Raw genomic sequence first — 18,476 nt, forward strand, 5'->3', positions numbered from 1 at the left:
CGTGACCGGAACGGATGCTTCCTGGACCCCGCCGGGGCCCTCGTGGCTGTTCTGCCCGGCGGACCGGCCGGAGCGGTTCGCGAAGGCGGCCGCGACGGCGGACGTGGTGATCCTCGATCTCGAGGACGGCGTCGCCGCCGCCGACCGTCCGGCGGCCCGTCGCGCACTGATCGACACCCCGCTCGACCCGGAACGCACCGTGGTGCGGATCAACGCACACGGCACCGACGACCAGCGTCTCGACCTGGAGGCGTTGCTGCACACCAGCTATCCGCGGGTGATGCTGCCGAAGTGCGAGTCCGCCGAACAGGTGCGCTCGCTGGCACCGCGGGAGGTGATCGCGCTGATCGAGTCTCCGCTCGGCGCGCTGACCGTCACCGAGTCCGCGCAGGTGGCCAACGCGGTCGGCGTGATGTGGGGCGCCGAGGACCTCGTCGCCGGGCTCGGCGGCAACGCCAGCCGCCGCGCCGACGGGACGTACCGGGACGTGGCGCGGCACGTGCGGTCGACGACGCTGCTCGCGGCGAAGGCCCACAGACGCATCGCCCTCGATTCCGTGTACCTGGACATCGGGGACCTCTCCGGGCTGCGCGCCGAGGCGGACGACGCGGTGGCGGTCGGGTTCGACGTGAAGGTGTCGATCCACCCGTCCCAGGTCGCGGTGGTCCGTGCGGCGTTCGCGCCGACCCCGGAGGACCTCGACTGGGCCCGCCGGCTGCTCGCCGCGGCGGGTACGGAGCGCGGAGTGTTCACGTTCGAGGGCAAGATGGTGGATGCCCCCGTGTTCCGGCACGCGGAGCAGATCGTGCGCAGGGCGGGTGATCAGGAGGTCTAGTGACGATGGCGGGGCCACACTCAACGGGGCCGCAGTGGGTTCCGTCGGACGAGGACGTCGAGGGTGCACGGATCACCGATTTCGCGTCCTGGGCGCAAGGCCGCTGCGGTGTGCACCTGCCCGACTACCGGGCGCTGTGGCGGTGGTCCGTCGACGACCTCGACGACTTCTGGCTCGCGGTGTGGGAGTACTTCGAGGTGCACTCCGCGACCCCGGTCGGTGCCGCGCTCGTCGACGAGTCGATGCCCGGCGCGGGATGGTTCCCCGGGGCCCGGCTGAACTACGTGACGCAGGCGCTGCGGCACCAGACCCGGCACCGGCCCGCCATCCGCTACTCGGGTGAGGACGCGGCCGACGTCGAGGTGCCCTGGGCGGAGTTGCGGCGCCAGGTCGGTGCACTGGCCGCGACCCTGAAGTCGCACGGTGTCGGACCGGGGGACCGGGTCGTCGGCTATCTGCCGAACATCCCGGAGGCGGTCACCGCGTTCCTCGCGACCGCGAGCGTGGGTGCGATCTGGGCGGCGTGCGGGCAGGACTACTCGGCGCCGGCCGCGCTGGACCGGCTCGGCCAACTCGACCCGAGCATCCTGATCACCGCCGACGGCTACCGCTTCGGCGGGAAGGCACACCGGCGGGACGACGAGGTCGAGCGGCTGCGCACTGGGTTGCCGAACCTGCGGCTGACCGTCCGGGTGGAGCATCTCGGCGACCCGACCGGCGACACCGGGGTGCCGGGATCCGGACCCGCGGCGCCGGGGACGGTGATGTGCTGGGCGGAGGCGTCCGCGGGCGACGCCCCGCTCGAGCCGGTCGACGTCCCGTTCGACCACCCGCTGTGGGTGGTGTTCTCGTCCGGCACCACCGGACTGCCGAAGGGCATCGTGCACGGGCACGGCGGTGTGATGCTCGAGCATCTGAAGTCGCTGGCGCTGCAGAACGACATCGGTCCCGCCGACACCCTGTTCTGGTACACCAGCCCGAGCTGGATGATGTGGAACTTCCAGCTGTCCGCGCTGCTCGTCGGTGCGACGATCGTCTGCTACGACGGCAGCCCGACGTATCCGGCTCCGGACACGTTGTGGGAGTTGGCGTCGCGGCACCACGCGACGCTGCTCGGCACGAGCCCCGGATACGTGCTCGCCTGTTCGAAGGCCGAGGTGGTCCCCCGCGACGCGCACGAGCTGGGGGCGCTGCGGGCGGTGGGGATCACCGGGTCGTCGCTGCCGGCGACGTCGTCGCTGTGGTTGTCGCGCAACGTCGGCGAGTCGGTTCCGGTGTTCTCGATCAGCGGCGGCACCGACGTGGTGTCGGCGTTCGCCGGCGGGGTCCGGACGGTGCCCGTGTGGCCCGGTGAGTTGTCGGTGCCGTATCTCGGTGTCGCGTTGGACGCATTCGACGAGGCCGGGAACCCGGTGCGCGGCGAGGTCGGGGAACTGGTCGTCACGCGGCCGATGCCGTCGATGCCGGTGCGGTTCTGGAACGACCCGGACGGGTCGCGATACCGCGGAGCGTACTTCGACACCTACCCCGGGGTGTGGCGGCACGGGGACTGGATCACGATCACCGACCGCGGCAGTGTCGTCGTGCACGGCCGCTCCGATTCGACGTTGAACCGCAACGGTGTTCGGATGGGCAGTGCCGACATCTATCAGGCAGTCGAGAGCCTGCCGGAGGTGTCGGAAGCACTCGTGATCGGCGCCGAGCAGCCGGACGGCGGCTACTGGATGCCGCTGTTCGTCGTCCTCGCCGACGGCGCCGACCTCGACGACGCGCTGAAGGACCGCATCAGGGCCGTGATTCGAGAGCAGGCGTCGCCGCGGCACATCCCCGACGAGATCATCGTCGCACCCGGCGTCCCGCACACCCGCACCGGCAAGAAACTCGAGGTGCCGATCAAACGCATCCTGCAGGGAGCCGACGCGACCGCGATCGTCGACCGCACCGCCGTCGACGACCCCGACCTGATCGACTGGTACGCCGCGCACAAGCGGTGACATGATTCGGCCGCGTACCGTGTGTCGACGATCCTCGAACACGCTCTGCTCGGGGTGAAACCCGGTCACACAAGCTAATTCGAATCGGCGTTCGGTCGGGCCGAGCGGATCATCGCGCGCATGCCCGGGGTTTCGTCGCCTGAGCCCGTCCCGTTGTCTCGAACGGCCCGACACCTACCTTCTGCTCGTCGAGTGGGACACCGTCGAGGACCACACCGAGTGACTTCGCGGGTCGCCCGAGCATCGGCAGTGGCGTCGGTTGCTGCACCACTTCCACGAGCCGTTCCCGGCGTCGAGCGCGTCGTACCGGTTGCCGAGGCATGAACCGGCCGCCACGCGGGCGTGTGCGGGCCCGAGCGGCGCCACCTCGTGTCGCGGTGTCGGCCGGGGAGAAGCGTTGTCCAGGCACAGGCAGAACGGGCGACCCGGCCGACTCCATTACGTGGCAGGCATACACGGATTTCGCGAATTCGCACCCGGATGTCGGCGACGGTCCCTAGCATTCCTCGCAAGTTGGGCGGAATGCCGAGAACCGGCGTTCCCGGGCGGTGTGCTCGAGGTCCGGGTGCGATCGGGTGGGGCAGGAACCCATGTCCGTCGTCGTAAGGATGGTTCGGTGACACCTACATTCTCGAAGCGGCTCTTTCCCGTCGTTGCCTCGCTCGCCGCGGTCGGTCTCGTCGTGAGCGGTTGCGGCGGCAACAGTGACGCCGAGTCCGACGGCACCGCCGCCAGCGGGGTGCCGATCAAGGTCGGCCAGATCATTCCTATCGAAGCACCCGGAATCTCGGTGGCCAGCCAGGCGCAGGGGCTCACCGCGTCGATCGACGCGTTCAACGCGCGCGGCGGAGTGAACGGGCGTCCCCTCCAGCTGGTGCAGTGCGATTCGGTGGGTGACCCGAACAAGGAACTCGACTGCGCCGACAAGATGATCGCCGAGGGCGTGGTCGCGACGCTCGCCGACTTCACCCCCGCGTCGCCGGAAGCGGTGTCGGAGAAGCTCGCGAGCGCAGGCATTCCCCGGATCGGCATGAATCCGATGAACATCGCCGACTTCACCGCGCTCAACGTGTACACCCCGTTCGCGGGATCCCTGCTCACGTTGTTCGGAACCGTGGACACTCTTGTCTCCCATGGCAAGACGAAGCTGACGCTGATGCGGCCGGACCTCCCGGTCGCCGCGATGCTGATCCAGTTCCTGAATCCGTACGTCACGTCCCACGGCGCCGAGATCGTCAACGAGGTGGCCGTCGGGGCCGGGGCCACCGACTACACCCAGTTCGTCGCGGCCGCGGAGCGCAACGACGCGCAGGGCGTCATCATGGCCCTGACCCCGACCGAGTCCAACCAGGTCGCCGAGGCGTTCAACCAGCTCGGGTCGAAGCTGAGCTTCGCCCTGGCCGCAACCGGATTCACCCAGGCCGACCTGCAGAACCTGGGGTCCTTCGCGACGACGTCGGTGTACACGAGTCCGGTGCCGGCGCCGTCGTCGAGCACCGACGACTTCCCCGGCCTGAAGGACTTCCTGGCCGACATGGAGCGCTCCGGCGAGAAGGATCTCGAACACGAGAACCTCGACGGCACCGAGATCTTCTCGTGGCTGTCGGTCCGCGCCTTCGGCGAGGTGGCCGGTGGCCTCGACACGATCAGCGCGAACAGCGTCGCGCAGGGCTTCATGACGGCCCAGGATCTCGACATGGCGGGACTGGTGCCCGCGTGGACGCCGAACGCGGTGCAGCCGATCGGAATCTTCCAGCGCGTGTCGAACCCGATGATGTACACCATGACGTTCGACGGTGACGTGGTGGTCACCAACCCCACCCAGTACAACCTGCGCGGCCAGTAGTCCGCGCAACCCGATCGGGGAGTGGCGATGACGGAATTCGTGCAATTCGCCATTCTCGGGCTCGGCGGTGGATCGGCCTACGCTCTGCTCGCGCAGGGCGTGGTGCTGGTCTACCGCGGGTCCGGGGTGGTGAACTTCGCGCAGGGTGCGATCGCGATGGTCGCCGCGTACCTGTGCCTGGAAACGCTGCAACGCGACCATGATTGGCCCATGCTGCCTGCCTTCGTGGTGGCCGTCCTGGTGGCCGCGGCGATCGGGCTCGTGTTCCAGGTGGCGGTGCTGCGGTGGCTCGCGAACGCCGCTCCGATCGTGCGGCTCGCGGCGACACTCGGTCTGCTGGTGATCCTGCAGTCCGGAGTCCAGCAGTTCTACGGCTCGAAATCGATTCGGGTGCGGTCCTTCCTGCCCAACGACGCCTACCACTGGGGAGACGTCGTCGTGCAGCAGGACCGGCTGATCCTGCTGGGCATCGCGGTCGGATTGACCGCGGTGCTGTGGGCGCTGACCCGCTTCACCCGCGTCGGGCTGGCGATCACCGCGGCTGCCGAGAACGAACGCGCCGCCGCCGCCCTCGGCTGGTCACCGCACCGCCTGGCGGCGCTGACCTGGGCGGGTGGTGGTGCACTCGCCGGTGTCGCCGGCATCCTCGTCGCGCCGCTGACCGGGCTGACGCCGACCGCGTTCGTGGTCATCGTCACCGTGTTCGCGCTCGCCGCCGCGCTGCTCGGCGGATTCCGCTCCTTCCCGCTGACACTGCTCGGGGGGCTGGTGCTCGGTGTCGGTGAGAGCCTGGTTGTGCTGTACCAGGATTCGATTCGCGACTTCCTGCACATGCCGACGCTGACCGGTGTCAACCGGGCGGTGCCGTTTCTGGTGATCCTGGTGGTGCTCGTCGTACGGGGCAAGGGCCTGCCGCTGCGCAGCCACGTCTCCGAACGGCTCCCGCGACTCGGGTCCGGTGCACTCCGGTGGCCCGGCATCGTGATCGCGGTCGTCGTCACCGTGGTCGCGATCGCGTTCAGCGGCGACTGGCTGCGGTCGCTGACCCTGACCCTGGCCGCGGCGGTCTTCCTGCTGTCGATCGTGGTCCTCACCGGCTACGCCGGCCAGTTGTCGCTGGCCCAGTACACCGTCGGCGGTTTGGGCGCACTGATCGCGGCGCGGCTCGTCGGTCAGGCCGGGTGGCCGCTGATACCCGCCGCCGCGGTGTCCGTCGCCGCGGTCGTCGTGGTCGGGGTGCTGTTCGCGCTGCCCGCGCTGCGCACCCGGGGTGTCAACCTCGCCGTCGTGACCCTCGGCCTCGGATTCACCGTGCAGGAGATGGTGTTCGGCAACCCCGCCCTCACCGGCGACAAGCTCGACAACTCCGTGCGCATTCCGCAACTGACGCTCTTCGGTGTCGACGTCACCGCGGCCGGTCACCCGGAACGATGGGCGCTGGTGTGCCTGACCGTGCTGACGGTGTCCGCGCTCCTGGTCGCGAACCTGCGTCGGTCCCGGACCGGTCGGCGCCTGATCGCCGTACGCACCAACGAACGGGCGGCGGCCTCGCTCGGCATCAGCGTGTTCGCCGTCAAGATCTACGCCTTCGCGCTCGCGGCAGGCCTCGCCGCGGTGGCGGGAATCCTGTTGGGGCTGCGCAACACCGCCGTCACCTACGTCGAGTTCAACGCGTTCGCGTCGATCAACGCCGTCGTGCAGGCCGTGACCGGTGGTCTCGGATTCGTGCTCGGTGGTGTCGTCGGCGCGCTGCTCGGGCCCGGCGCGCTCGTCAGCCGGCTGCTGTCCGACGGGTCGGGCAGCGGCGCGATCGCGACACTGATCGGTGGCGTGATCCTGATCGTCATCCTGCTCACCAACCAGAACGGCATCGCCGACATGCTCGCCCGGACAGCCAACGCGATTCGCGGGCTTCCGCTGTTCACCGCGCTGCCCTCGCGGGTGAAAGCATCCCGGGCGCATGAGCTCTCGAGCGGCGACGAAGTGGGGGTCGTGCCCGCGACACCGCTCGCGGTGCGCGGCCTCGGAGTCCGGTTCGGAGGGGTGACCGCGGTCGACGGAGTGGACCTGACCGTGCAGCCCGGACAGATCGTCGGCCTGATCGGACCCAACGGCGCAGGCAAGACCACCGTGATCGACGCGATCACCGGGTTCGTGGCCCCCAGTGCGGGACAGGTCGAGCTCGGGGACCACCACATCACCGGTTGGTCCACCGCCCGCCGCTCCCGCGCCGGGCTGCGGCGCTCGTTCCAGTCCCTGGAGCTGTTCGAGGACATCACCGTCGGCGACAACGTCCACGCCGGCGCAGACGAGTCGACCCGGTGGAGCTGGCTGACGGACCTGCTGTGGCCCGGCCGCCGGCCGCTGCCCGCCAGCGCGTCGACCGCGGTCCGCGACTTCGAACTCACCGACGTCCTGAACACCATGCCCGACCAGCTGCCCTACGGTCGGCGTCGTCTCGTCGGGATCGCGCGTGCCGTCGCCTCCGGCCCGTCCGTGATCCTGCTCGACGAACCCGCGGCGGGCCTCGACGAGGCCGAGAGCCGGGAACTGGCCCAGTGCATTCGGCGTCTCGCCGACGACCGCGGCGCCGGTGTCCTGCTGGTCGAACACGACATGGGGCTGGTGATGTCCACCTGCGACCGCATCGTCGTCCTCGAGGCGGGGCGGGTCATCGCCGAGGGCACGCCGGACGAGATCGCCTCCGACGCCCGGGTCCGCACCGCCTACCTGGGTACCGACGACGAGATGACGGGTGTCGTGCCATGACCACCACCGAGAACACAGCGGCGCGGACACCCGCGGCCGAAGCGACCGTCCTCGAGTGCTCCGGGCTCGACGCCGGGTACGGCGGCGCGGTGGTGTGCCGGGGCCTGGACCTTCGCGTCCGCGCCGGCGAGGTCGTCGCGTTGATCGGCGCCAACGGTGCCGGCAAGTCGACCACGATGCTGACGGTGGCCGGGGAACTGGCACCGCTCGGGGGACGGCTCTCGGTGCTGGGGTCGGACGGGCGTGCCTCGCTGGCGTCCCGGGCCCGACTCGGGCTGAGCTACGTCACCGAGGAACGGTCGGTGATCATGGGGTTGACCGCGGCCGAGAACCTGAAACTGGCCGGTGTCCGGGCCGACGCCGCGTGCGCGATCTTCCCGGAATTGCGGGCCCTGCTCGGGCGCCCCGCGGGACTGCTGTCGGGTGGCGAACAGCAGATGCTCACACTGGCGCGGGCACTCGCCCGCGACCCGCGGCTGCTGCTCGCCGACGAGCTGTCCCTCGGCCTGGCACCGCAGATCGTGTCGCGGCTGCTCGCGGTGGTGCGCGAGGCGGCCGACGCTCGCGGCGTCGGGGTGCTGCTGGTCGAACAGCATGTGCGGCAGGTGCTTCAGGTTGCGGATCGGGTGTACGTGATGCGCCGCGGAAAGGTGATCGTCGAAGGTACCGCCGGCGAGATCGCGGCGGACCTCGACGCGGTGCAGAGGGCGTACCTGTCCGCGGCGCCCGGCGACGAGACACCCGGGTAACCGCGGCGCGTCCCCCGGGGTGAACACTTGTACCGTTGGGCGACGTCCGGTGGGTGGGGTTCGCCGTCGAGGAACAGCGAGGGGATGTGTGGTGGGAGCGGGAGCGAAGTCGTCCGTCGTCCGGGTGCCGAAGGCGGGCGAGTTGGTCGCTGCGAGTCTGCGTCGACGCATCATCACGGGTGAGTTGAAGGTCGGTGACCCGCTGCCCAACGAGGCCACGCTGATGGAACAGTTCGGGGTGTCCCGGCCGACACTGCGCGAGGCGTTCCGGATCCTCGAGTCCGAGGCGATCATCACCGTCCTGCGTGGCGCGCACGGTGGTGCGCGGGTCCTCGCCCCCGATTCGTCGTCCGCCGCCCGCTACGCCGGACTGCTTCTGCAGTACCAGGGCGTCCCGCTGGTCGACGTGTACCGGGCGCGGGCGTCGTTGGAGGTGACGGCCGTCGGGATGCTCGCCGACGGGTCCCGAGCCGCCGAACTCGACACGTTCGAGGCGCTCGTCGACGCGGGTGCCGACCTGGTCGACGACCCCGAGGCGTTCGCCCGGCACGACGTCGACGTTCACCAGGCATTGATCGATCTCGCAGGCAATCAGACCCTCGCCGTGCTGGCCGGGATGCTCGTGCACATCATCGACGCACACAACGCCCTGTTCATCGCCGCGCACGGCACCGATGACGGCGGACAACCGGCCGCGCGGGCGGCGCACCGCGCGTACCTGAGGTTGCTCGGCCTGATGCGCAGCGGCGACGTCATCGCGGCGCAGGAGTACTGGCGCAAGCACATGGACCTGCTCGAGCAGTACATGATCGGCGACTCCGCGGCCACGCTGGTCGAAGTCCTGAACTGACGCCACGCGGCACCGACGGCCGACGGTGACCGGCGGTGCTCACTTCGGGAGCGGGATCACCAGCGGCGGCAGCCCCGGGACCTCCACCCGGATCTCGGGCGGCGGCGCCACAGGACGCGGCGGTGGGGGCGGCTGCGGGACCGCGACCGGTGCGGGCGGCGGCTCGGGGGCCGGTGGCGGCGGTGGCGGTGGCGCAGGCGCGGGCGGCGGCGCTTCGACGACCTCGCGGCGCGGCGGCTGTTCGACCTGCGCGATCCTCGTCGGCACCGGGGCCCCGGTCGCGACGGGGGCGACGGCAGGCACCGGATCCGGACGGGTCCCGGACCCGACCGGCACCGTCGTCAGCGCGCCGGTCGCCAGGTCCACCACCGACACGGCGCCCATCGCCTCGAGGGCCGGCCGCACCACGAGCACGCGGTCGGTCTCGAATCCCGGCCACGGGACCGAGTGGGGATTCGGGCCGACCCGGGACGTGGGTGCGCCGAGGGGGGAGCCGTGCGAGCAGCGCACGCGCGGCACGCCGTGGTCGTCGATCAGCACGATCGTGCCCGCCTCGAGCACGGCCTCGCGGGGGGTCGCGCGACCGTCGTCGTACCCGTAACTCGAGACGCGGGTGTCGGCCCGCAGCAGTACCGGAGTCAACGTGTCGACGTACCCCCGGACGTCGTCGACGCGTTGCACCCGTGACCACGCCGCCGCCCGGACCGGGTCGCGTTCGAGGTCGTCGGCGAGGCGGCTGCGGTCGCAGAGCGGCCGGTCGGGGCTGCCGCCGTACAGGCCGGCCCGGTCCCCGGTGGTCCCCGCGGCGACATCCGCGGGCAGTTCGCTGCCCGCGGGTCCGGGCGGAACCTGGGTCGGGGTCTGCGGGGGCAGCAGTCGATCCGTCCAGGGTTGTTCGTCGTCCTGCACGACCGCGATCAGAGCGACCGGGTCGGGGCGGGCGGGAGGCCGGGAGCATGCGACCGAGGCCACGGCCAGGAGGGCGCAGCCGACAGCGAACGACGTGACCGGCCACGCGGGGCGTGGGCCGGTCGTTGCGACGGCGCGGCGACGGGCGCGGTGTGCGGTCCGCCCGCCGATGTCGGGGGCCACCCGGTCATCGTAGGCGCGTCCGGGCCGTGGTGCTCGACGTGCGCACATCGGCTCGGCGCGGTCCGGGCGCACTCCGACGTGGTGCCGGCGACCCGGGTGCCGCAGCGGCTTCCCGATCAGGTGTCGGCGCCGCCGACCGGGCGCACGGCCCGAAGATCACCACCCCGGCGGCTGGTGCGGCCGGGGCTCAGCGCGCGGCGCTCCGTTCGGGCTCGACGACCGCCGCGGCGGCGGTCTCCGGCGCAGGCGAACGGCGGGGGATGAAAGCGGCCACCACCAGGGCGAGCAGCGCGGCGCCGGCGCCGATCAGGAAGGTCGTCACGAACGCGCCGTGGGTGGGAACCTCGGTCGGACCGAACGGCTTGGTCATGGTGGACAGGACCGCGGTCATCACGGCCGCGGCGAACGAGGTGCCGACCAGCCGCATCAGCGAGTTCAGTCCGTTGGCCGCACCGGTCTCGTGGAGCGGCACCGCGCCCATGATCAGGGCGGGCATCGCGGCGTAGGCGATCGCAATGCCCGCGGTGATCAGGATGTTCACCAGCACGATCTGCCAGATCGCGTTCATCGCGACCGCACCGACCAGGTAACCGCACGCGATCACGATCGTGCCGATCATCAGGGTGATCCGGGGGCCGTGGCGGCCGGTGATCCGTGCCGAGACCGGTGACAGCAGCATCATCACGATGCCGCCCGGGGCCATGCACAGGCCGGCGACGACCATCGACTGTCCGAGTCCGTAGCCGGTCTCCGGCGGTGACTGCAGCAACTGCGGCACCGTCAACGAGGTCGCGTACATCGCGAATCCGGCCAGCACCGAGGCGACGTTGGTGAGCAGCACCTGCCGGGACGCGGACACCCGGAGGTCGACGAGCGGTTCGGCGGTACGGAGCTCGACGAAGCCCCACAGCAGGAACACGAGGACGGACGCGGCGATCAGGCCGAGTGTGAGCGGGCTCGTCCAGCCCCACTGGCCGCCCTTGGTCAACGCCAGCAGCAGTGCGACGAGCCCGGCGGCGAGCCCGACCGCGCCCGGGAAGTCGAACCGCCCGGGCTTGCGGACGGGGGACTCGGGCACGAAGGCCGCGACCGCCGCCCCGACCGCGACACCGAGAATCGCCGCGGCCCAGAACAGCGCGTGCCAGCTGTAGTTCTGCGCGGTCCACGCGGCCAGCGGCAGACCGATCGCGCCGCCGACGCCCATCGTCGAACTCATCAGCGACACCGCCGACGCCATCTTCTCGCGGGGCAGCTCGTCGCGCATGATGCTGATGCCGAGCGGGATGGTGCCGGTGGCCGCGCCCTGCAGGATGCGGCCGACGATCACCGGTGCCACGGACGTGCTCAGCGCGCAGACGACCGAACCGGCGACGAGAAAGCCCATCGAGATCAGGATCATCCGACGCTTGCCGACCATGTCGCCGAGGCGGCCGGCCACCGGCGTCACCACGGCCGCGGCCAGCAGCGTCGACGTCACCACCCACGACGCGGTCGACGGCGAGGTGTGCAGGAGATCCGGCAGGACGTGGATCAGCGGCACGACCAGCGTCTGCATCAGCGCGACCACGATGCCGGCGAACGCCAGGGTGGGGAGCAGCGCCCCGGCGGGGTCGGTGCTCCGCGCGGCGGGGTGATCGACGGCGGTCACGGGTCTCCTCTTCGGGTCGGTGGCGGACCGGGTCACGATCCAAGGGTGTGTACGGTACACAATATGTGTATTGTGCACAACATGGCCCGGAGGTGTGTGATGCCACAATGGCGGTGATGAACGGTGACGGCACGCGGGTCGACGTGGGGCGCGGTCTGGAACGCGAGATCGCCCTCCTGGCCCGGCACACCGCGCTGGTGAACAAGTCCCTGTCGGCCCAGGAACTCGACCGGTCCGCCTACCTTCTGCTGAGCCGGCTCGAGATCAGTGACCCGATGACCCTCAAGGAGCTCGCCGACGCGTTCGGTCTCGACATCTCCACGGTCAACCGGCAGACCGCCGCGCTCCTGCGGCACGGGCTGGCCGAGAAGATCCCCGATCCCGACGGTGGTGCCGCGCGCAGGCTCCGGCCGACCACCGCGGGCCTCGCTGCGCTGGGTCGGGACCGCACTCGCAACATCGACGGGATCAACGCCCTCGTCGGCGACTGGGACGAGCGGGACCGCCGCGATCTGGTGGCTCTCCTCCGTCGGCTCAACGAGGGGATCGAGCGCCGCCAGGGCCTGCACTGGCCCCGGGACTGACGCCCCCGCCGAACGACGAGGCGCGGCCCCACCACGGTGTCGTGGCGGGGCCGCGCCGATCCGGGCTACGCGAGTGCCCGCGCCGCGCCCGGGACCGCCTGCGGGGGCCGCAGGCCGCCCTGCGGAGCGAGCCGCTTCCAGGTGCCGTCCGACTGGCAGGTCTGGTAGCTGCCGTCGGGGTGGTAGACCTTGGAGCCGACGCTGTAGTCCTTGCCGTCGTACACGCAGACGGTGGTCTGGGTGCCGTCGGGTGCGGTGCGGATTTCGGCGTGGGCCACGGCGGCCTGCGCTCCGAGCAGGCCGGCGGCCACGAGCAGGGATGCGCCGAGCGTCTTGGCGGTTCGAGAGATCATCGTGGGTCCTTTGTGTGGATCATGCTGTCCCGGTTGGGTTGTCATCCACTGTGCGGTGTTGGTGAGCGGAACGGCAGGGACCCTGGGTGGTGATGTGGTTCCACCCTGTAGCCCTGTCGACCGGCTGCCGCTCTTGTAGCGTGACCTCCGGCCGAAGCTCGGCCGAGTCGACGAGCGAAGTGAGGAGTGACGGGGATGGGCATCAACGACGGACGCGTGGTCATCGTGACCGGTGCGGCAGGCGGTATCGGCCGGGAGCACGCGCTCGAATTCGCGCGGCAGGGCGCCAAGGTCGTCGTGAACGATCTCGGTCCGGCCGAGTCCGTGGTCGAGGAGATCAGGGCGCTCGGTGGCGAGGCCGTCGCCAACAAGGACGACATCTCCGACTTCGACGGTGCGGGCCGGCTGGTGCGCGCCGCGATCGACACCTTCGGCACGCTGCACGTACTCGTGAACAATGCGGGCATCCTGCGCGACAAGATGTTCGTGAACATGACCGCGGACCAGTGGGACGACGTCATGCGGGTGCACCTGCGGGGCACGTTCGCTCCGTCGCAGCACGCCGCGTCGTACTGGCGCGAGCAGCACAAGGCCGGCACGCCGGTCGAGCACCCGCGCATCATCAACACGTCGTCGCCGTCCGGTCTGTACGGCAACATCGGCCAGACGAACTACGGCGCGGCCAAGGCAGGCATCGCGGCGTTCACGGTGATCCTGGCCGACGAGCTCGCCCGACTCGGGGTCACCGTCAACGCGATCGCGCCGACCGCCCTCACCCAGATGACCGCCGGGCTGGAGGGATTCGTCGCTGCCGCCGCCGCGGAGAAGGAGCGCACCGGATTCGACGCCGCCGCACCGGAGAACATCGCACCGACCGTGGTCTGGCTCGGTTCGCCGGAGTCCGACGGGATCACCGGCCGGATCTTCAACGTCCACGGCGGCTCGATCAGCGTCGCCGAGACGTGGGTCGCGGGTCCGGGCGTCTCGAAGAACGAGCGGTGGGATCCGGCCGAGCTCGGCGAGGTCATCCCCGCGCTCGTCGCGCAGGCACGCCCGAACTCGACCATGGCGGGCACTCCGCGGTCCTGACCCGCACGCTCAACCACTGAACGGGGGTTCACGGGCCGGTTTCTCGTGAGAGTCGGCCCCTGAACCCCCGTTCAATGCGTGTGGCCGAGCAGGTCGAGGGCGAACCGCGCATATTCGGTGGCGATCTGTTCGGGGGACGACGGACCGTCCGCGCGGAACCACTGCGGCAACGAGGTGCACATCGTCGCGATGGCCCGGCCCGCGTCACGCGGGTGGACTGTGGTCAGGCTTCCGTCCTGGACGGCGGCGTCGATCTGCTCGTCGAGCAGATACTGGACATGGTTGCGGGACTCGGTGATTCGTGACCGGTCCGGTTCCTCGACACTGCGCATCTCGCTCGCGCCGATGAACGCGAGCGCCCTGCGGTGGGTGTGGTACAGCGCGAGCGCCTCCACGATCAGCGCGACCCGTTCGACTGCCGATTCGCCTTCGTTCCGTGCGGCCCGCACCCGCCAGTGCAGTTCGTCCATCGTGAGGTCGAGTGCCCGGACCAACAGTGCCTGCTTGTCCCGGTAGTGGTGGTAGACGCCCGGCACGCTCATTCCCGCGCGGTGCGCGAGCGTGCGCATCGTCGCACCGTGGTAGCCCGTGTCGACGAACGCGCCGATGGCGGCGGCGAGCACCGGATCGATCTCCAGCGGGGGAAAGGTCCGCCAGTGCAGTCCGCTCGGGGCGGTGGCCGGGTGGTCCGGAACCGGCGGGCGGGGGACCGGTGGCGCCGGCGACGACGGCTGTTCGCCGACCAGGCGGCCCACCGTGGTGCCCAGAACGTCGGCGATGTCCCTGATCCGCTCGACCGACACGCCGGTCCGGCCGTTCTCGATGGCGCTGACCGTGGCGGGGCTGACGCCCAGGCGCCGCGCGAACTCGCGCACCGACAGGGCGCACGCGCTGCGTGCAGTGCGAATCGCGTCGCCGAGGGTCGTGGCCGGCTCACCCATCGGCGCCTCCCGTCGAGATTGCCGATCGCCCGGTCTGTCGCATCGTCATGCGTTCAGAATAGCTGAACATTGAGGTGGGGTCAGTAGATCTGAACTCGCGCTGCGGTGGGATCGTCGGTCAAATGATGGTGTCATTGCCTACTCCTCGCGTGTGTGGCACCCTGACTGCAGGCCGAGCGATCGTTCGGCATTTCGAATTCGACCGAGGAGAGTTGCCGTGGCAATCGACCTGACCCTCTCGCCCGATGTCGAGGCGCTGGTCGAGCGGACCCGCGTGTTCGTCCGCGACCATGTCCTGCCGATCGAGGACGCACACGGCGGCGACATCGCCGCGGCGGGCGGCGACGAGATCCGGGTGAAGCTGCAGCAGGCGGCGAGGGACGCCGGCGTGTTCGCCCCGCACGCCCCGGGCGAGTTCGGTGGCCACGGCCTGAACATGTCCGATCGCGCGCCCGTGTTCGAAGCGGCCGGCTACTCCCTGTTCGGGCCCACCGCACTGAACATCGCCGCTCCCGACGAGGGCAACGTCCACATGCTGGCCCACATCGCCAACCCCGAGCAGCGGGAGCAGTACCTCGCTCCGCTCGCCGCCGGTGACGTTCGGTCCGCCTTCGCGATGACCGAGCCGGCTCCTGGCGCGGGCGCCGACCCGTCCGCGCTGAGCACCCGCGCCGTCAAGGCCGACGGCGGCTGGCGCATCAACGGCCACAAGTGGTTCATCACCGGTGCGGACGGTGCCGGGTTCTTCATCATCTTCGCCCGCACCGCAGGCGAGCCCGGCGACCGCGGCGGCGCCACGATGTTCCTCGCCCCCGCCGACGCCCCCGGCATCCGCGTCGGCCGCCACATCGACACCCTCGACAAGTCCATGCTCGGCGGTCACTGCGAGGTGTTCTTCGAGGATCTGTTCGTCCCGGACTCGGCCGTGCTCGGCGAGGTAGACCGCGGGTTCGAGTACGCCCAGGTGCGGCTCGGTCCGGCGCGGATGACGCACGTGATGCGGTGGCTCGGCGCCGCCCGTCGCGGCCACGACGTCGCGGTCGAGTACGTCGCCAAGCGGGAGGCGTTCGGCGGCAAGCTCGGTGACCTCGGCATGGTCCAGCAGATGGTCGCGGACAACGAGATCGACATCGCGGCGACGCGTGCGCTGCTGACCCGCGCGTGCTGGGAGCTCGACCAGGGCGACAAGGCCGCGAACTCGACCGCCATCGCGAAGACCTTTGCGGCCGAGGCGATCTTCCGGATCGTCGACCGCAGCGTCCAGATGTGCGGCGGGATGGGGGTGTCGGGCGATCTCCCGCTCGCCCGCCTCTCTCGTGAGGTGCGTCCCTTCCGGGTCTACGACGGCCCGTCCGAGGTTCACCGCTGGGCGCTGGCCAAGCGTGTCATCGGTGCAGCCAAGCGTGCCCTGAAGGAGTCCTGATGAGTCTGCCCGGTATGGATGTTGCTGCGCTGCGGCGTTTTCTGATCGACAGCGGTGTCGACGTCGACGGCGAGCTGACCGTCGATCTGATCAGCGGTGGCCGCTCGAACCTCACGTTCAGGGCGGCCGACCGCCGACACACCTGGATCGTGCGCCGGCCGCCCACCAGCGGGTTGACGCCCTCCGCTCACGACATGGCGCGCGAGTTCCGTGTGACCAGTGCGCTGCAGGGTTCGTCGGTTCCGGTCGCGCGAACGGTCGCGTTCGACGAGGCCGGCGTCGCGCTCGGCGCCCAGATGACGGTCGTCGAGTTCGTCGACGGCCGGGTGATCCGCGACCAGGACGACCTCGCGGCCCTGTCCGACACCGAGGTCCGGGACTCCGCGCACGCGCTGGTCGGGGTGCTGGCGGACCTGCACGCGGTGGACTACCGGGCCGCCGGGCTCGGCGAGTTCGGCCGGCCCGACGGTTTCGTGGCGCGCCAGGTCAAGCTGTGGGCCGGGCAGTGGGAGCGGGTCAAGACGCGCGAGCTGCCCGACGTGACCCGGCTGCACGGAAGGCTCGCCGACGCGATCCCGTCGAGCTCGGCCGCGTCGATCGTGCACGGCGACTTCCGGATCGACAACACCATCCTCGACGCCGACGATCCCACGACGGTCCGGGCGGTTGTGGACTGGGAGATGTCCACACTCGGCGACCCGCTCACCGACGCCGCGTTGATGTGTGTGTACCGCGCGCCGGTGTTCGACCTGGTGCTCGGATCGCAGGCGGCGTGGACGAGCCCGCGGCTGCCGTCGGCGGACGACCTGGCGCAGACCTACGCGACCGCGTCGGGCCGTGACCTCGGGGACTGGAACTTCTACCTGGCACTGGCGAACTTCAAGCTCGGCGTGATCGGCGAGGGCATCACGCACCGGGCGCTGCAGGGCTCGGACGCGGGCAGCGGCGCCGCCCGTGCGGCGGAGGCGACCGGGGAGTTCATGGCGGCGGGTCTGCGGGCGCTCGCGGGGGTCGGAGCGTGAGCGGGCGGACCGCGCTCGTCACCGGCGCGTCCCGTGGCATCGGTCTGGGAGTTGCGAACCGTCTTGCTTCCCAGGGGTATTCGTTGACCATCAGTGCGCGCGACGAGCAGCGGCTGGAGGAGGTCGCGGGGTCCCTGCGCGACGCGGGCGCACCCCGGGTGCTCGCCGTCGCCGGCGACATGGCCGATCCGGACGCGATCGAGCGGCTCGTGGCCCGGCACGCGGAGGCACTGGGGCCGATGAAGGCGCTGATCGTCAACGCCGGCGTCGGAACGGCCGGTACGGTCGCGGACTTCCCGATGCGCAGGTTCGACAAGACCCTCGACGTGAACCTGCGGGCCCCGTTCCTGCTGCTGCAGCAGTGCCTGCCGTTGCTACGGGCAGGGGCGGCCGCGGACCCGGGGCGTGGCGCGAAGGTGGTCGCGTTGTCCTCGATCACCGGTGTCTACGCGGAGTCGGGGCTGGCCGTCTACGGCGCCACCAAGGCCGCCCTGATCTCGTTGGTCGCGACGCTCAATGCGGAGGAGTCGGGCAACGGCGTCAGCGCCACCGCGATCTCGCCGGCGTATGTCGACACCGACATGAGCGCCTGGATCCGCGACCGGATCCCGGCCGAGGAGATGCTCGAGGTCGACGACATCGTCGAGCTCGTCGACTCGCTGCTGCGGCTCTCCGCCCGTGCGGTGGTGCCGAACGTGGTGGTGACCCGCGGCGGCACGAACGGCCTGTGCGCCTGAGTCCACACGGGACGTTCCGGTGGGCGCGCAAACCCCCAGTCAACATCGCCTTTGTGAGGCCAGGTCACGAACTGTGACCTGACAACAACCTTGCTGTGACCCGCAACGAACGCTCTGTTCGTTGCGGGTTCAACGCTTTCACCAGGGAAAACATCGAGTTTCGGGGTGGTCGATCCCCTCGGTCCGGCCGAATCGGGCCGTTCGAACAATTCGAACTTGGACGCTTGTCGAAGGAAGTCCCGAAACCTCCTCGGCGGACGTGATCCACGCGGTAAGTTGCCACGTGCGATGGGTCACAACCGCCCCGTCGTGATCGGTAAGGCCGCCGCGACCGGCGGGATGATTGTCTTTCGGGAGGGCGATCTGTGAGCACACAATGGAGCGACGGACACCATCTGCTGTGTTCCACCACCGCCGGCGCCGGGCGGGTGTCGACGCCTTTCCTCCCGCGCTCGCCGAAGTCGATGCAGGTACCGGCGAACCGGGCGAAGGGGTAGCGCCGGCTGCGCCCATCACCGAGATCTGGCGCTCTTCGCGCGTACGC

At 70.5% G+C, this 18,476-nt stretch carries 15 protein-coding genes; 11 read left to right on the forward strand and 4 right to left on the reverse strand.

Going from position 1 to position 18,476, the window contains the following annotated elements:
- The first annotated feature begins 1 nt into the window (after window position 1).
- The 6 genes from ABD951_RS10950 to ABD951_RS10980 all read left to right on the forward strand — a co-directional run bounded on the left by ABD951_RS10950 (window position 2) and on the right by ABD951_RS10980 (window position 9,043).
- Complete coding sequence (locus tag ABD951_RS10950; protein WP_425569825.1) at window positions 2–835, forward strand: HpcH/HpaI aldolase/citrate lyase family protein; 834 nt, start codon at window positions 2–4, stop codon at window positions 833–835.
- Between the two features lie 5 nt (window positions 836–840).
- Complete coding sequence (locus ABD951_RS10955) at window positions 841–2,829, forward strand: acetoacetate--CoA ligase (RefSeq protein ID WP_345344603.1); 1,989 nt, start codon at window positions 841–843, stop codon at window positions 2,827–2,829.
- A 616-nt stretch (window positions 2,830–3,445) separates the two neighbouring features.
- The gene (locus ABD951_RS10965) at window positions 3,446–4,675 is read left to right on the forward strand and encodes an ABC transporter substrate-binding protein (protein WP_345344637.1); all 1,230 of its coding nucleotides are present in this window, start codon (window positions 3,446–3,448) and stop codon (window positions 4,673–4,675) included.
- A 27-nt stretch (window positions 4,676–4,702) separates the two neighbouring features.
- Window positions 4,703–7,444 (forward strand): ABC transporter permease subunit, encoded by a 2,742-nt coding sequence (locus tag ABD951_RS10970; protein ID WP_345344605.1) that lies wholly within the window; start codon window positions 4,703–4,705, stop codon window positions 7,442–7,444.
- Window positions 7,441–8,193 (forward strand): ABC transporter ATP-binding protein, encoded by a 753-nt coding sequence (locus ABD951_RS10975; RefSeq protein WP_345344607.1) that lies wholly within the window; start codon window positions 7,441–7,443, stop codon window positions 8,191–8,193. The genes ABD951_RS10970 and ABD951_RS10975 overlap by 4 nt, the downstream gene beginning before the upstream one ends.
- A 91-nt stretch (window positions 8,194–8,284) precedes the next feature.
- Complete coding sequence (locus ABD951_RS10980; RefSeq protein WP_345344609.1) at window positions 8,285–9,043, forward strand: FadR/GntR family transcriptional regulator; 759 nt, start codon at window positions 8,285–8,287, stop codon at window positions 9,041–9,043.
- A 39-nt stretch (window positions 9,044–9,082) separates the two neighbouring features.
- Here ABD951_RS10980 and ABD951_RS10985 read toward each other — a convergent pair whose 3' ends face one another.
- Both ABD951_RS10985 and ABD951_RS10990 read right to left on the reverse strand, forming a co-directional pair.
- Window positions 9,083–10,135, reverse strand: a complete 1,053-nt coding sequence (locus ABD951_RS10985; RefSeq protein ID WP_345344611.1) for a DUF6777 domain-containing protein — start codon at window positions 10,133–10,135, stop codon at window positions 9,083–9,085.
- Between the two features lie 187 nt (window positions 10,136–10,322).
- Complete coding sequence (locus tag ABD951_RS10990) at window positions 10,323–11,783, reverse strand: MFS transporter (RefSeq protein WP_345344613.1); 1,461 nt, start codon at window positions 11,781–11,783, stop codon at window positions 10,323–10,325.
- Between the two features lie 116 nt (window positions 11,784–11,899).
- Here ABD951_RS10990 and ABD951_RS10995 point away from each other — a divergent pair, with 116 nt between their 5' ends.
- On the forward strand, window positions 11,900–12,367 hold the full coding sequence (locus tag ABD951_RS10995) for a MarR family winged helix-turn-helix transcriptional regulator (protein ID WP_345344615.1): 468 nt from the start codon (window positions 11,900–11,902) through the stop codon (window positions 12,365–12,367).
- A gap of 65 nt (window positions 12,368–12,432) precedes the next feature.
- On the opposite strand, the gene ABD951_RS11000 is transcribed toward ABD951_RS10995, so the two are convergent.
- Entirely contained in the window at window positions 12,433–12,720 is a 288-nt protein-coding gene (locus ABD951_RS11000; RefSeq protein ID WP_345344617.1) for a DUF1496 domain-containing protein, read from the reverse strand.
- Window positions 12,721–12,915: 195 nt separating this feature from the next.
- On the opposite strand from ABD951_RS11000, the gene ABD951_RS11005 reads away from it, so the two are divergent.
- Entirely contained in the window at window positions 12,916–13,809 is an 894-nt protein-coding gene (locus ABD951_RS11005) for an SDR family oxidoreductase (RefSeq protein ID WP_345344619.1), read from the forward strand.
- 71 nt (window positions 13,810–13,880) lie between these two features.
- On the opposite strand, the gene ABD951_RS11010 is transcribed toward ABD951_RS11005, so the two are convergent.
- A complete protein-coding gene (locus ABD951_RS11010) occupies window positions 13,881–14,750 on the reverse strand; it encodes a TetR-type transcription factor C-terminal domain-containing protein (protein ID WP_345344621.1) in 870 nt (289 codons plus the stop codon).
- Window positions 14,751–14,967: 217 nt separating this feature from the next.
- Between ABD951_RS11010 and ABD951_RS11015 the strand changes: the two genes are divergently transcribed.
- The 3 genes from ABD951_RS11015 to ABD951_RS11025 are packed head-to-tail and all read left to right on the forward strand — an operon-like array spanning window position 14,968 to window position 17,932.
- A complete protein-coding gene (locus tag ABD951_RS11015; RefSeq protein ID WP_345344623.1) occupies window positions 14,968–16,173 on the forward strand; it encodes an acyl-CoA dehydrogenase family protein in 1,206 nt (401 codons plus the stop codon).
- Window positions 16,173–17,195: a phosphotransferase family protein gene (locus ABD951_RS11020; protein WP_345344625.1), complete on the forward strand. Its 1,023-nt coding sequence runs from the start codon at window positions 16,173–16,175 to the stop codon at window positions 17,193–17,195. Before ABD951_RS11015 ends, ABD951_RS11020 begins: the two co-directional genes overlap by 1 nt.
- A complete protein-coding gene (locus ABD951_RS11025) occupies window positions 17,192–17,932 on the forward strand; it encodes an SDR family NAD(P)-dependent oxidoreductase (RefSeq protein WP_345344627.1) in 741 nt (246 codons plus the stop codon). The genes ABD951_RS11020 and ABD951_RS11025 overlap by 4 nt, the downstream gene beginning before the upstream one ends.
- The last annotated feature ends 544 nt before the right edge of the window (window positions 17,933–18,476 follow it).

Source organism: Rhodococcus olei (genome assembly GCF_039540555.1).
Taxonomy (GTDB): domain Bacteria; phylum Actinomycetota; class Actinomycetes; order Mycobacteriales; family Mycobacteriaceae; genus Rhodococcus_G; species Rhodococcus_G olei.

Bases quoted from the DNA above. Each gene is read 5' to 3' on its own strand.
- ABD951_RS11005 (WP_345344619.1), top strand. From the start codon at position 12,916: ATGGGCATCAACGACGGACGCGTGGTCATCGTGACCGGTGCGGCAGGC.
- ABD951_RS10975 (WP_345344607.1), top strand. From the start codon at position 7,441: ATGACCACCACCGAGAACACAGCGGCGCGGACACCCGCGGCCGAAGCG.
- ABD951_RS10995 (WP_345344615.1), top strand. From the start codon at position 11,900: ATGAACGGTGACGGCACGCGGGTCGACGTGGGGCGCGGTCTGGAACGC.
- ABD951_RS11010 (WP_345344621.1), bottom strand. From the start codon at position 14,750: ATGGGTGAGCCGGCCACGACCCTCGGCGACGCGATTCGCACTGCACGC.
- ABD951_RS11000 (WP_345344617.1), bottom strand. From the start codon at position 12,720: ATGATCTCTCGAACCGCCAAGACGCTCGGCGCATCCCTGCTCGTGGCC.
- ABD951_RS10970 (WP_345344605.1), top strand. From the start codon at position 4,703: ATGACGGAATTCGTGCAATTCGCCATTCTCGGGCTCGGCGGTGGATCG.
- ABD951_RS11020 (WP_345344625.1), top strand. From the start codon at position 16,173: ATGAGTCTGCCCGGTATGGATGTTGCTGCGCTGCGGCGTTTTCTGATC.
- ABD951_RS10955 (WP_345344603.1), top strand. From the start codon at position 841: ATGGCGGGGCCACACTCAACGGGGCCGCAGTGGGTTCCGTCGGACGAG.